11 protein-coding genes are annotated in these 13,242 nt (G+C 57.6%); 8 read left to right on the forward strand and 3 right to left on the reverse strand.

The window, feature by feature from the left end; all coding sequences use genetic code 11:
• Positions 1 to 150 precede the first annotated feature (150 nt).
• Complete coding sequence (locus V6L79_RS14625) at positions 151 to 540, forward strand: UDP-glycosyltransferase family protein (RefSeq protein ID WP_261742201.1); 390 nt, start codon at positions 151 to 153, stop codon at positions 538 to 540.
• A 138-nt stretch (positions 541 to 678) separates the two neighbouring features.
• Here V6L79_RS14625 and V6L79_RS14630 read toward each other — a convergent pair whose 3' ends face one another.
• Positions 679 to 1,350, reverse strand: a complete 672-nt coding sequence (locus V6L79_RS14630; RefSeq protein ID WP_261742202.1) for a GntR family transcriptional regulator — start codon at positions 1,348 to 1,350, stop codon at positions 679 to 681.
• Between the two features lie 139 nt (positions 1,351 to 1,489).
• On the reverse strand, positions 1,490 to 1,648 hold the full coding sequence (locus tag V6L79_RS14635) for a hypothetical protein (protein ID WP_261742203.1): 159 nt from the start codon (positions 1,646 to 1,648) through the stop codon (positions 1,490 to 1,492).
• Between the two features lie 131 nt (positions 1,649 to 1,779).
• On the opposite strand from V6L79_RS14635, the gene V6L79_RS14640 reads away from it, so the two are divergent.
• Together V6L79_RS14640 and V6L79_RS14645 are read left to right on the forward strand one after the other, a co-directional pair.
• Complete coding sequence (locus V6L79_RS14640; RefSeq protein ID WP_321837127.1) at positions 1,780 to 2,778, forward strand: LacI family DNA-binding transcriptional regulator; 999 nt, start codon at positions 1,780 to 1,782, stop codon at positions 2,776 to 2,778.
• Between the two features lie 185 nt (positions 2,779 to 2,963).
• Complete coding sequence (locus V6L79_RS14645; protein WP_261742205.1) at positions 2,964 to 5,168, forward strand: OsmC domain/YcaO domain-containing protein; 2,205 nt, start codon at positions 2,964 to 2,966, stop codon at positions 5,166 to 5,168.
• A 97-nt stretch (positions 5,169 to 5,265) separates the two neighbouring features.
• Here the strand turns inward: V6L79_RS14645 and V6L79_RS14650 are convergent, their stop codons facing one another.
• Entirely contained in the window at positions 5,266 to 6,201 is a 936-nt protein-coding gene (locus tag V6L79_RS14650; RefSeq protein ID WP_338579047.1) for a LysR family transcriptional regulator, read from the reverse strand.
• A gap of 144 nt (positions 6,202 to 6,345) precedes the next feature.
• Here V6L79_RS14650 and lysA point away from each other — a divergent pair, with 144 nt between their 5' ends.
• From lysA to V6L79_RS14675, 5 genes are all read left to right on the forward strand, one after another.
• A complete protein-coding gene (gene lysA, locus V6L79_RS14655) occupies positions 6,346 to 7,662 on the forward strand; it encodes a diaminopimelate decarboxylase (RefSeq protein WP_338579048.1) in 1,317 nt (438 codons plus the stop codon).
• A 235-nt stretch (positions 7,663 to 7,897) separates the two neighbouring features.
• A complete protein-coding gene (locus V6L79_RS14660; RefSeq protein ID WP_261742208.1) occupies positions 7,898 to 8,908 on the forward strand; it encodes a zinc-binding alcohol dehydrogenase family protein in 1,011 nt (336 codons plus the stop codon).
• Between the two features lie 63 nt (positions 8,909 to 8,971).
• Positions 8,972 to 10,501: an altronate dehydratase family protein gene (locus tag V6L79_RS14665; protein WP_338579049.1), complete on the forward strand. Its 1,530-nt coding sequence runs from the start codon at positions 8,972 to 8,974 to the stop codon at positions 10,499 to 10,501.
• A gap of 93 nt (positions 10,502 to 10,594) precedes the next feature.
• A complete protein-coding gene (locus V6L79_RS14670) occupies positions 10,595 to 11,296 on the forward strand; it encodes a FadR/GntR family transcriptional regulator (protein ID WP_321836442.1) in 702 nt (233 codons plus the stop codon).
• Positions 11,297 to 11,623: 327 nt separating this feature from the next.
• Complete coding sequence (locus V6L79_RS14675; RefSeq protein WP_338579050.1) at positions 11,624 to 12,988, forward strand: MFS transporter; 1,365 nt, start codon at positions 11,624 to 11,626, stop codon at positions 12,986 to 12,988.
• Positions 12,989 to 13,242 lie beyond the last annotated feature (254 nt).

Consider the following 13,242-nt stretch of genomic DNA (forward strand, 5'->3'; position numbering starts at 1 on the left):
TGGCCGGGTAGCAGGGTGGTGTTACAGAAGGGAGCATTGCCGTAGGAAATGCCCCACAAGGGAACACTTAGTGGCATTTTGCGGTATTGGTTATGGCTTTGGCTTTAGGCAGTATGGGCGCGAGGGGATTTCTTGAGAGCGTGAACCATCGTGAGCTACATCAATACAGACTTGCTACTGACGGCTCCTGTTGACCTGACTTTACTCGCGCAGGCCATGGCGCCGGAGCATGAGGACAATTGTCCGGTCAGTTGTTTGCAAGATTCTTATTTCGAAGGTGTTGGCCATAGAGTGGTTTTGGAAAGTTTTGGCCCGCAGGGTAGTTACGACACACCTGAAGAGAGCATCAATGTGCTGCTTGATGCTGTTGAGCAGCTCCCGCAAGCGCTGAAACCCCTGTGGCAAGCCTGTACGCAAAAAACAATGGATATCGGTTTTCGAAGTGATGAGTTATCGCACAGCCTGACTTACCCGCTCTGTTTCGGCACGCTTGCCCGCATGCACATATTGGGGATTGATCTGGCTATCACGGTTTACTGAAACCTGCCTGAGGAGCGTACAGAGATACTTCAACCGTGGGAGCGAGCCTGCTCGCGAAAATCATTCGCGAGCAGGCTCGCTCCCACTAAGGGCTTGATCTGGAACAGAGTATCTACAGGTGTTTGGTCCTTGCGCAGGTCAATGGCTCTGCGGCAAATGCTCAAACAGGGTTTTGCATACACCGGCAATGTGCTCGTCGAGCAATTTGACCGCCCGCTCTACATCACCGGCACGGCAGGCGTCGAGAATCTCGCGGTGTTCGTGATCGGCGCGGTGCTTGCCTGCCGATAAACTCATCTGGATACGCAGGTAGCGTTCAAGCTTGTCATTGACCGAACGGATCAGGCTGATCATGAACGGGCGCTGCGCAGGCTCGTAAAGGCAGGCGTGCAGTTCCCAGTTGAGTTCGGCCCAGCGCCCCACATCATCTTCGCCGACAAATTCCTGGCAGATGCGCTCGGCGCGGGCGAAGGTGTCTTCGGTCATGTTAGGAATGGCCAGGCGCAGCAACTTGTCTTCAAGTAGCATGCGCACTTCGAACATCTGTGCCAGTTCCACCTCGGAAATCCGCGTGACCATGGCTCCGCGATTACGCTGGAACATCACCAGCCCTTCAGCTTCGAGGCGTTTGAGGGCTTCGCGCACCGGGATTTTGCTGACATTGAACTGGCGGGCGATATCGTCCTGACGGATCGGCTCGTCTTCAGCGAAGTGCCCGGCAACGATGGCATCACGCAGGTGCAGGGTGATGATTTCCGACGTGGAAGGGGAGTTGCCCAAGTCGGGAGCATTAAATTTTGGGTGGGCCACGGCGGTCATCGTTCGCTGGAAAAAAGATATGGTATACGAAAAACATAGGGTATTCCTTGTGCCGATGGTCGGCCAGGTCTGATTTTTGTGCGGGCGGGCTTGCACCCGCGTCATTATCCAGGTCGTGGCGCTTGCCTGCCTACAGCCGTGCATCACGAAACATCGGGCTGTTCTGGAACGACGCCAAATGGTCGAGTTTGGAGTAGGTCTGGCGCACGTTGAACTCGCTGTCTGCGGCACCGTCGTTCAGGTCTACTGGCAGCACGTTCGCAGCAACCGGTTTTTTTGGTGCTTGCAAGCCGCCGTTTCCGGGCAGGGCGCCTGGCCGCAAGTCGGCTGCCCTGCTGCGGTTTGCGCCACTGCAGGCTTGATGTCATGCTCCGGGTCGATATGACTCATGCACAGAGAATCACACAAGGGCAGCTGTAAATGGCTTCGGTTAAAGATGTCGCACGATTGGCAGGGGTCTCCCTGATGACCGTGTCCCGAGCGATCAATACCCCGCAAAAACTCAACGCAGAAACCCTGGCCACAGTGCGCCAGGCCATCGAGACCCTGGGTTATGTACCCAGCGAGTCTGCACGCAAGATGCGCGGCGGTCTTTCCAGCAGCAAGACAATCGGCGTCTTCGCCCTTGACACCGCAACCACGCCTTTCGCCGTGGACATGCTGCTGGCACTGGAGCGCACGGCGCGGGAGAACGGTTGGAGCGTGTTTATCATCAACGTCTTCGAAACCCCTCCAAACCAGCAAACCATCGACCTGATGCTGTCCCATCGACCTGACGGGATTGTGTTCAGTGCCATGCAATTGCGTGAGTTGGATATTCCCGCAGTGTTGCGCGATTACCCTTTGGTGCTGAGCAACTGCTTGAGCAGCAGTCCTGATGTGGCGTGCTATGTCCCGGATGATGAAGACGGCCAGTACCAGGGCGTGCGTCTGGCGTTGCAGCGCGGCTATCGACGCCCGCTGTGCATCAATCTGCCGCGCCACAGCATGGCCTGGCAGCTACGCCAGCAAGGTTTGGCGCGCGCCCTTGAGGAGGCCGGGCTTGCCCTGGACAGCATCCAGCAATACGACCTGTCCGCGGATGATGGCTATGAAGAAGTCATCAGCGAGCTCAGCCGGCAGTTGGCTGAGTCGCCCTCAGTGCCCGGTTTTGATCTGCTGATTTGCGGCAATGATCGTATTGCCCTGATCGCCTACCAGTTTCTGCTCGGCCAGGGCCTGAAAATTCCGGCTGACATTGCCGTGCTCGGTTTCGACAATATGGTGGGCGTTGCAGAGCTGTTCTATCCCCCATTGACCACTGTGCAATTGCCCTATTACGCAATGGGTCAGCGTGCAGCTCTGCACCTGATCGAGAGCAAGGACGAACCCTTCACCCACAGGGTGGGTTGCCCGCTGGTGGAGCGCATGTCCCTGTAGCAGCCCCTTCACTTGTCGGCTTTCAGTCCGAGTGCTGCAGCAGGCGATTCAGCCGCTGTGGATCGTCCGATTTGAAGGGCGGACGCTGTCGCAGGCGGGTTCATTTCTGAAAAGCGCAACACTTGCTGCCGAAAAATCGGATAATGGCCGCCATTTTGTTTAGCTCGTTATTCTGGTAATCCCGCATGGAAATTAAGGTCAACTTTCTCGACAACCTTCGACTTGAAGCCAAGTTCGATGATTTCACGGTCGTTGCCGATCAACCGATTCGCTACAAAGGCGATGGTTCGGCTCCAGGCCCATTCGACTACTTTTTGGCTTCGTCGGCGTTGTGTGCGGCGTATTTCGTAAAGTTGTACTGCGCGACCCGCAACATTCCCACGGAAAACATCCGCCTGTCGCAGAACAACATTGTTGACCCGGAAAACCGCTACAACCAGATTTTCAAGATTCAGGTCGAACTGCCGGCAGATATTTCTGAAAAGGACCGTCAGGGCATTTTGCGTTCCATCGACCGCTGCACCGTAAAGAAGGTCGTGCAAGCGGGCCCTGAGTTTGTGATTGAAGAGGTGGAAAACCTCGACGCCGATGCCCAGGCGCTGCTGATGCCCGTTTCCGATTCAGAGACCGGCACTTACATTGCAGGCAAGGATCTGCCGCTGGAGCAAACCATCGCCAATATGTCCGGCATTCTGGCTGGCCTGGGCATGAAAATCGAAATCGCTTCGTGGCGCAATATCGTCCCCAATGTGTGGTCGCTGCACATCCGCGATGCGCAATCGCCGATGTGTTTTACCAACGGTAAGGGCGCGACCAAGGAAGGCGCGCTGGCGTCGGCATTGGGTGAGTTTATCGAGCGTCTTAATTGCAACTTCTTCTACAACGATCAGTTCTGGGGCGAAGAAATCGCTAATGCAGCGTTCGTGCATTACCCGGAAGAGCGTTGGTTCAAGCCGGGGGCCAAGGACGCGCTGCCGAGCGAGATTCTTGATGAGTACTGCCTGAAGATTTACAACCGCGAAGGCGAGCTGCGTGGCTCGCATCTGATCGACACCAACTCCGGTAATGAAGAACGCGGCATCTGTTCGCTGCCGTTCGTGCGTCAGTCGGATGGCGAGGTGGTGTATTTCCCGTCCAACCTGATCGAAAACCTGTTCCTGAGCAACGGCATGAGCGCCGGCAATACCCTGCCTGAAGCTCAGGTGCAGTGCCTGTCGGAGATCTTTGAGCGTGCGGTAAAACGCGAAATCATTGAAGGTGAGTTCGCCTTGCCGGATGTGCCGCAAGAGGTGCTGGCCAAGTACCCGGCCATTGTTGCCGGGATCCAGGCACTGGAAGAGCAGGGGTTTCCTGTGCTGGTCAAGGATGCGTCCCTGGGCGGTGAATTTCCGGTGATGTGCGTCACCTTGATGAACCCGCGTACCGGCGGTGTTTTCGCCTCGTTCGGTGCCCACCCAAGCCTGGAAGTGGCGCTGGAACGAAGCCTGACCGAGTTGCTTCAGGGGCGCAGTTTTGAAGGCCTGAACGATCTGCCCCAGCCGACTTTCGAAGGTCATGCGGTGACTGAGCCGAATAATTTCGTCGAGCACTTTATTGACTCCAGCGGTGTGGTGTCATGGCGCTTTTTCAGCTCAAAATCCGATTACGAATTCGTTGAATGGGACTTCACCAGCCAGGGTGAAAACGCCAACGCCGAAGAAGCCGCGACCTTGTTCGGCATTCTTGAGGGCATGGGCAAGCAAGTGTATATGGCGGTGTACGAACATCTCGGGGCTAAGGCCTGTCGCATCCTGGTACCGGACTATTCGGAAATCTACCCGGCTGACGATCTGATTTGGGATAACACCAACAAAGCGCTGTTCTTCCGCGCCGATATTCTGAACCTGCACCGCCTCGACGAAGAAGAGCTGAAAGCGCTGGTTGAGCGTCTGGTTGAAAGCGAGCTGGATGACTACACCGATATAACCACCTTGATCGGCATCGAGTTTGACGACAATACCGCCTGGGGTCAGCTGACGATCCTGGAGCTGAAGCTGCTGATCTACCTTGCCCTCAAGCAGTATGAAGAGGCAAAAGAAGCGGTGGAAATGTTCCTCCAGTACAACGACAACACCGTTGATCGTGGTTTGTTCTACCAGGCCGTGAATGCGGTGCTGGAAATGGAACTGGACGAAGACCTGGAACTGGAAGACTACGAGGTCAACTTTCGCCGCATGTTCGGCAACGAACGGATGGACGCGGCGATCGGCTCGGTGCGAAGCAGCGTGCGTTTCCATGGCCTGACACCTACCAGCATGAAGCTGGAAGGGCTCGACAGGCACCTGCGGTTGATCGACAGCTACAAAAAACTGCATTCGGCACGGGCCAAGGCGGTGGGCCTGTCGGATTGATCTGACGTTGCCATCGCGAACAAGCCCGCGCCCACAAGGTTGAAATAACCACTGTGGGAGCGGGTTTGCTCGCGATGACAACAAGCCGGTCAGTCAGTTATGCCAAGGCATCGCTGTCAATGATGGATCGCAATTGATCGCTCAGCTCCAGGCAGCAATGCTTCAATGAACTGATAAAGTTATCGACCAATGGAGAGTAGGGGCGATGCAGGGGGCGCACCACACTGACGGTGAACGGAATGGAAAGTGACAGCCTGCGAATTTCCAACCCGAGCTTCGCGTAGGCCAGTGCCGTGAGCGGGTTGATAATGGAAATGCCTACCCCCAGGGCTACCGTTGCGCAAACTGCCGCTGCGCTGTGCGTTTCAACGACCAATTGCCTGCTGATCCCCGAACTGTCGAATAAACTGTCGATCTTGTTGCGATAGGGATCGTTGCTCGCCAGAGAAATGAACGGCTGGTGCTCAAAGTCTTCGGGGTACAGAACCGCCTTGGCACACAGCGGGTGCCCGGTGTGCAGGATACAGACGATATCCGAGGTGAAGATGGTCTCCAGATCGGTGCCCGGGGGAGCGCTGTTGTCTTCTATCAGTCCCAGATCAAAACGCTGCGAAGAAAGCCACTCGTTGAGCAACGGCGAATCCTGGGGCGTAATGCTGATTCCCACTGCGGGGTATTGATCCAGGAAATGTTTGCAGACCTTGGGCGCCACTGCCTGGGAGAAAGCTGGCAGGCAAACGATGCTGATTTGCCCGTGCCGGTACTGGCGAATGGCGTCAGCTGCCTTGACGATCCGTTCCAGGCCGAAGTAAGACCTCTTGACCTCATCGAAGAGCAGTAGCGCCTGTTCAGTCGGGACCAGCCTGGCATTGGTGCGCTTGAACAAGGTCAAGCCGGTCAGCGACTCCAGCCTGCCCAGTTCTCGACTGATGGTCGGTTGTGAGGTGCGCAACAGGGCCGCTGCGGCGGTAGCGCTACCGGCTGTCATGACCGCCCAGAATATCTCGATATGCCTGAAGTTCAGCGACGCCATGGCGATCCTTGCCTCGGTAATGGTGAGTTTTTGACCATATCAGATATGAATTGATTACGTATAAAGTAGTATTTTTAATCTATCTGAACCTTGCAGAAAATGGCAGGCAAGCAAGTATGCCCGCTGATTTTCAGAGAGGTTCCAATGGATGGTTTCAGTTACAAGCAAGGTGTTTTGCATGCCGAAGGGGTGGACTTGGAAGTCCTGGCTGAAAAGTTGGGTACGCCGTTGTTTGTCTATTCCACGAGTACCCTGGCGGCGCATTTAAAGAGCATGCGTGACGCTTTTCAAACGATTGACCCGCTGATTTGTTTTTCGGTCAAAAGCTGCAGCAATTTGAGCATCCTGAAGCTTCTGGTTGAGCAGGGGGCGGGGCTGGATGTGGTCAGCGGGGGCGAAATCTACCGTGCGCTGTTGGCCGGTGCTCGCCCTGAAACCATTGTGTTTGCAGGCGTGGGCAAGTCTGTGCAAGAGATCACCTATGCACTGCAGGCAGGGATCTATCAGTTCAATGTCGAGTCTGAGGGTGAACTGGCGAGGATCGATGCGATTGCCGCTCAGTACGGCTGCAGGGCCAGGGTTTCAATCCGGATCAATCCCGATGTGGCGGATCGCGATACGCCGCAGAAAACCGCCACAGGAGGGCGTCAAACCAAGTTCGGCATTCCGGTGACACGTTCGGCACGTCTTTACGCGCCAGGGTTGTACGGCAACGTCGACGTTGTCGGAATCCATGCACACATTGGTTCGCCTATCCATGACAGCGCGTCTTATCTGGCTTGCATTGATGTCATCGAGAAACTGCTGGATGAGGTGGAGCAGGCAGGCGCCACTGTCGAAACTATCAATATTGGCGGTGGCTTTGCGGCCATTTATGAGGCCTCTGATTGCGCGAGCATTTCGTTGCAGGAAATGGGGCGGATTATTTCTCAGCGGCTACTGGGGTTCAAGGCGCGGGGGGTGCGGTTCGTGATCGAGCCCGGCCGCTCTATCAGCGCCAATGCTGGTGTGCTGTTGACGCGTGTCGAATACATCAAGGAGGGCTGGGATCGGCAGATTGTGATTGTCGATGCGGGCATGAATATCTTGCTCCGGCCCACGCTTTACGGCGCACACCATGCCATGTGGCCGATCCGATATGGGCATTTCAGCGGGCACTGGACACACCTGAGCACTTCTTCGAAGTCCGATTCACACGCCACGCTATCGCCCGTGGATGTAGTGGGGCCGATTTGTGAAACCGGCGACTTTTTTGCGTTGTCGCGACCTCTGCCAATACTTTCGGAGCGTGACACCCTGGCCATTTTTTCGGCAGGTGCTTACGCCATGAGCATGGCCAGCCAATACAACTCGAAAGTTCGCCCGGCTGAAGTGCTGGTCATAGGCGAGGAGTATCGGATCGTGCGTCACAGAGAGCGCTTTGAGGATCTGGTTGCCAGGGAGATGGATGCTATTGGCTGAGGATCGATCTGGTAAGGCCAATTAAGATAAATAACAAATTGGTCTTGCCAATATTTTTTCCTGCGTGTAGTTTTCGAGGCGTGATCATCCAGGCGGCACTCAAGCCAGCCAACAACAATAGGAGATCCAGATGCCCTGTCTTGCTCCCTGCGTTGCTGCGCCCCCCTTGTTTGCCCCCCCCTCACTCGTCTCGCCAATACCCGTTAGCCCTTGCACTAACGACGGAGAATAAAAAATGTTGACTGTTATCTGTAACGAGCCGCGCTCGCTCACCGCTATCGAAAGCCCGATGCCTGACCGCCAGCCCGGTGAAACCCTGATCAGAATCAAGCGGGTGGGGGTGTGTGGTACTGACCTGCACATTTTTACCGGCAACCAGCCGTTTCTGGAGTACCCGCGGGTCATGGGGCACGAGTTTTCCGGGATCGTCGAAGCCAGTGACGAGGGCAGTGGCCTGGTCGCTGGGGATGTTGTCTACGTAATGCCCTACATCTCGTGTGGCTCTTGCATCGCCTGCCGCCAGGGCAAGACCAACTGCTGCACCCGTATCCAGGTGCTCGGTGTGCACTGTGATGGCGCCTTTACCGAATACCTGAGCGTCGCCCATCAGTTCATCCACAAGGCCGTGGGGGTTTCGCTGGACCAAGCGGCAATGATCGAGTTTTTGTCCATCGGTGCCCATGCAGTGCGCCGCTCCAACCTCCAGGCCGGGCAGCGTACGCTGGTAGTCGGCACCGGGCCGATAGGCATGGCGGCGGCAATATTTGCCGGGCTGCGCGGGGCTGTGGTCACCGTGCTCGATACCCGTGACGACCGCCTGGATTTTTGCCGCAAGCACTTGAATATTCACGCGGCAGTGAAAATTGGCGAAGGTGATAAAGAGGCGCTGGCCGAGCTGACTGAAGGCGATTTCTATGATGTGGTGTTCGATGCCACCGGCAACGCCCGGGCGATGGAGCGCGGCTTTGAATTTATCGCCCACGGCGGCACTTACGTGATGATCTCGGTGGTGCGTGACTCGATTACCTTCTCCGACCCTGAGTTCCACAAGCGCGAAGCCACCCTGATGGGCAGTCGCAATGCCACCGTTGAAGACTTCCGCTATGTCGAGCAATGCCTGCGCGACGGTTTGATCCCGGATCAGGCACTCAACACCCACCGCATCCCGCTTAGCGAAGTTGCCACCCGGTTCACCACTCTGCTGGACCCGCAGCAAGGCGTGGTCAAAGCCATTATCGAGTGCTAGGAGCGTGGCGCTGCCTCTGCCGCCAAGGCCTGAGCAGCGCACCTGAACCGTTGAGGAACCAACATGAACCCTGCTAACTCATCATTACTGGTACTGACTGCAGGTGATGACGTCGCGGTTGCACGCGGCGATATCGCCTGTGGCCAGCTACTGTGTGCCGATGGCCTGTGCGTTACCGCGCTTGCCGATATCCCGTCGGGACATAAAATCGCCCTGCGCGATGTGGCCCAGGGACAGCCGGTACGCAAATATGGCCAGATCATCGGCCAGGCAAGCAGCGATCTGCGTCCCGGTGAGCATGTTCACGTGCACAACCTGCAGATGCCGCTGGCCAGTTCCATCCACTCGTTGGCCAACGTCTACCAGCCCACCGTTTACCACACTGACCAGGCTCGTTTTGCTGGCTATGTTCGTGCAGACGGTCGTGTCGGTACGCGCAATTACATCGGGGTAATTTCCAGCGTCAATTGCTCGGCCACCGTGTGCAAACAAATTACTGCGGCGTTCGATGCCGGGTTTCTGCGCGATTACCCCAATGTTGACGGCGTGGTCGCCATCACCCACGGCAGCGGCTGCGGCATGGGGGCCAAGGGCGAAGGTATCGAGATCCTCAAGCGCACACTTCGCGGCTATGCCGATCATGTGAATTTCGCGGGTGTGCTGGTCATCGGTCTGGGATGTGAAGTCAATCAACTGGCCCCGCTGATGGAGCAGTTGGCCGACCGCACTGCAGTGCTCAAGGCCAGTCTGGTGATCCAGGACGCAGGGGGCACCCGTGAAACGGTGCAACGTGGCATCTGTCTGGTACGGGCCATGCTCGCGCAGGTTAACAGCCAGCAACGCAGCAGCGTGTCGGCCAGCCACCTCATTGTTGGCCTGCAGTGCGGTGGCTCGGACGGTTATTCCGGGATCACCGCCAACCCGGCGCTGGGTGCGGCAGTTGACTTGGTGGTGCGTCATGGCGGTACTGCGATCCTCTCGGAAACCCCGGAGATCTATGGTGCCGAGCACTTGCTGACGGCCCGCGCGGCCTCGGCGCCGATAGCCGACAAACTGATGGGGCGGATTCATTGGTGGGAGGAGTACGTACGCCAGCATCACGGCGACATGAACAACAATCCATCGCCTGGGAACAAGGCTGGAGGTATCACCACCATTCTCGAAAAATCTCTCGGCGCAGTGGCCAAGGCCGGTTCTACAGGCCTGATGGGGGTGTATGAATATGCCGAGACGGTCGAGCACCAAGGCCTTGTGTTCATGGACACTCCCGGGTACGACCCGGTGTCGGCCACTGGCCAGGTAGCGGGCGGGGCGAGCCTGATTTGCTTCACTACCGGGCGTGGCTCGACCTATGGTTGCAAACCCACCCCGTCGCTCAAAATCGCCACCAACACCCGGCTGTTTCAACGCATGTCATTGGACATGGATTTCAATGCCGGAGGGATTGTCGACGGTGAAGAATCGGTGGCCGAAGCGGGCGCACGCTTGTTCGAACTCATGCTCGCAACAGCCTCTGGGCGCAAAACCTGCAGTGAAGAAAACGACATGGGTGACAACGAGTTTGTGCCCTGGCAAATCGGCGCGGTGATGTGAGACCAACAAGCCAAAGGCCCCAGCACCGAGGTTAGTGCAATGCGCCTCGACCGCTGTGGTAGCCTTTGGCATCATTTCTCGGACTCTGCCTCGATGGTCTCTTCCTTTGCGTCTTCAGAGCGCAAGCTCTACCAGAAAATCGCCGACCGGTTGCGTGAATACATCGTTCAGGGTGACTTCAAGGTAGGCATGCGCTTGCCTCCTGAGCGCGACCTGACGCAGTTGCTCGGTGTATCGCGACCGTCGCTGCGAGAAGCGCTGATTGCTTTGGAAATCGAAGGCAGCATCGAGATCAGGATGGGGTCGGGCGTCTACGTCGCTGCACGCTTGCGCGAGGGTGGCGCACGAACGGTTACGCTCGGCGAGAGCCCGTCCGAACTGATGCAGGCACGGGCGCTGATCGAAGGCGAGGCGGTGGTGCTGGCGTGCATGCATGGGAAAAAAAGCGACTACCGTTACCTCAAGGATTGCATCGAGGCCATGCGTGCGAGCATCGAAGCCAATCGCCCACCGCTGGAAGACGACCGCAAGTTTCACCACCGCCTGGCAAAAATGACCGGTAACTCAGCGTTGCTAAGGATCATAACTTCGCTGTTCGATGAGCGTCACAGTCCAATTTCTGCGCACCTTAGCGAGCGCTCGGAAAACCACGGCACCTGGGATGCCGCAGTGATCGAACATGAAGCGATCTTGCACGCCCTGGAATGCAAGGACGTCATTGCTGCCCAGACTGCCATGCGCCAGCATTTACTGTGTTCCGAAGCGCGTTGGTTGGGGGCGCTGGAGGCTCCCTAGCCTCACACACATCGAATACATGCTCGAACACGTGCAGTGGCGGGCGGCTGAAATGCAAGGCTCGTTACGAAAATCCTCTAGCCGCTGCCGTAGGAACGAGGCTGCGTCCGGCGGCGCAGCCGTCGTAAATTCAGGCAGCGCGGTGTATCAGTCAGACAAGGGGCCTTGATTTTACGATGGCCTCGCAACCGAACTCAGCCTCGTTCCTGCGGCAGCGGCTACCAAGGCCTGCGTTCCCTGTCGGCAGATGAAATCGCGCAATTACCCGCTGAAAAAATCCGCTGGAGCCCTTAATCTAGAGGCCTTTATCCTGTGTGCGGATTGACCATGCCTTCAGTTGCCGATGGGTTACCCAGTAATACACGCTTGCCAGCGGTCATCGCGATCTCCCTGGGGATCGGCATGGCGACCCTGGATACCGCCATCGTCAATACGGCGCTGCCGACCCTGGCCGAAGGCATCGGCACTGACTCTGCCTCAGTTATCTGGGTGGTCAACGCCTACCAACTTGCGACCATTGCTGCGGTACTGCCTTTCGCCGCGCTCAGTGACGTTTTGGGTCATCGAAGGGTGTTTCTCGGCGGCCTGCTGGTATTTATCGTCGCGTCACTGTTCTGCGGTCTGGCCTGGTCACTGCCGACGCTCACAGCAGCGCGAGTGGTACAGGGCTTGGGCGCGGCGGCAATAATGAGCGTGAACATCGCGCTGTTGCGGCATATCTACCCGGCGAAAATTCTTGGCCGTGGGCTGGGCTATAACTCACTGGTGGTGGGGCTGGCCTTTACCTTGGGGCCGACGGCAGCGTCGGCGATCCTGTCCGTAACCACCTGGCATTGGTTGTACCTGATCAATGTGCCGCTGGGCCTGCTGGCCGTTGTTCTCGGGCTGCGTTCATTGCCGGTAATCCCCATCAGCGGGCACGCCTTCGACCGTCTGGCCGCGATCCTGTGTGCCGGGCTGTTCGCCTTGCTGGTACTGGGCCTGGGCTCATCGGTGCACGGGGGAGAGGGAGGGTTGAGTCTGGGCCTGATCGGCGTGGCGCTGGCGTGTGGGCTATGGCTGATGCGGCGCCAGGCCGGGCATCCAGCGCCGATGCTGGCGATTGATCTGTTCAAGCGGCCGCTGTTCGCCTTGTCCTCACTGACTGCCATTTGCGCGTTCAGCGCCCAGGGCTTGGCATTTGTGTCGCTGCCTTTTCTGTTGCAGATGGGGCTCGGCCACAGCCAGGTGGCCACGGGGTTCCTGATGACGCCCTGGCCTGCGGTGGTGGCAGTCATGGCGCTGATTGCCGGGCGCTTGGCGGACCGGGTGTCGCTGGCGCTGCTGTGCGGGACCGGGCTGCTGATGTTGAGCGCGGGCATGGCGTCCCTGGCGCTGTTGAGCAACAACGCTTCGACCTTTGACATCGGTTGGCGCATGGCCTTGTGCGGTGCCGGTTTTGGTTTCTTCCAGTCACCCAACCTCAAGGCAATCATGACTAGCGCCCCGATGGCCCGCAGTGGCGGTGCCAGTGGCATCGTCGCCACCTCGCGGCTGATGGGGCAAACGCTCGGCGCGTCACTGGTGGCGTTGTGTTTTCACCTGTCTACGGACAGCGGTCCGCAATACGCGCTGTGGCTGGGCTGCGCTTTTGCCCTGGCGGGCGCGCTGGCCAGTGGTTTGCGCCTGATGCAGAGCCCGGAACAGCGCTGAAGGGGTCAGACTCTGCCAATTAAATAGTCAATGTTGATCACAGCACCCGATGATGAAATACCTGCATCTGGTGCTGCCGGTAAGGCGCCAGAGAGGGTTTACTGCGCGACCTCGACAACCCTTGAGCGCAGCCGCGCCGTTTGGCGGCTATAAGCAGTCGGGTAATGGGCGTGAGTGGGGGAGTCGGGGTTTGACGAATACCTGGAAAGAGCGGTCCGTTCACCTGCTCGACCGTCGTCTGCAGGTGATTTCGA

It is taken from the genome of Pseudomonas sp. ML2-2023-6, assembly GCF_037055265.1.
Classification (GTDB): domain Bacteria; phylum Pseudomonadota; class Gammaproteobacteria; order Pseudomonadales; family Pseudomonadaceae; genus Aquipseudomonas; species Aquipseudomonas kulmbachensis.

What these genes read in the sequence shown, in the direction of transcription:
- V6L79_RS14640 (WP_321837127.1), top strand. Translation starts at nt 1,780, where the DNA reads ATGGCTTCGGTTAAAGATGTCGCACGATTGGCAGGGGTCTCCCTGATG.
- V6L79_RS14645 (WP_261742205.1), top strand. Translation starts at nt 2,964, where the DNA reads ATGGAAATTAAGGTCAACTTTCTCGACAACCTTCGACTTGAAGCCAAG.
- V6L79_RS14650 (WP_338579047.1), bottom strand. Translation starts at nt 6,201, where the DNA reads ATGGCGTCGCTGAACTTCAGGCATATCGAGATATTCTGGGCGGTCATG.
- lysA (WP_338579048.1), top strand. Translation starts at nt 6,346, where the DNA reads ATGGATGGTTTCAGTTACAAGCAAGGTGTTTTGCATGCCGAAGGGGTG.
- V6L79_RS14660 (WP_261742208.1), top strand. Translation starts at nt 7,898, where the DNA reads ATGTTGACTGTTATCTGTAACGAGCCGCGCTCGCTCACCGCTATCGAA.
- V6L79_RS14665 (WP_338579049.1), top strand. Translation starts at nt 8,972, where the DNA reads ATGAACCCTGCTAACTCATCATTACTGGTACTGACTGCAGGTGATGAC.
- V6L79_RS14670 (WP_321836442.1), top strand. Translation starts at nt 10,595, where the DNA reads ATGGTCTCTTCCTTTGCGTCTTCAGAGCGCAAGCTCTACCAGAAAATC.
- V6L79_RS14675 (WP_338579050.1), top strand. Translation starts at nt 11,624, where the DNA reads ATGCCTTCAGTTGCCGATGGGTTACCCAGTAATACACGCTTGCCAGCG.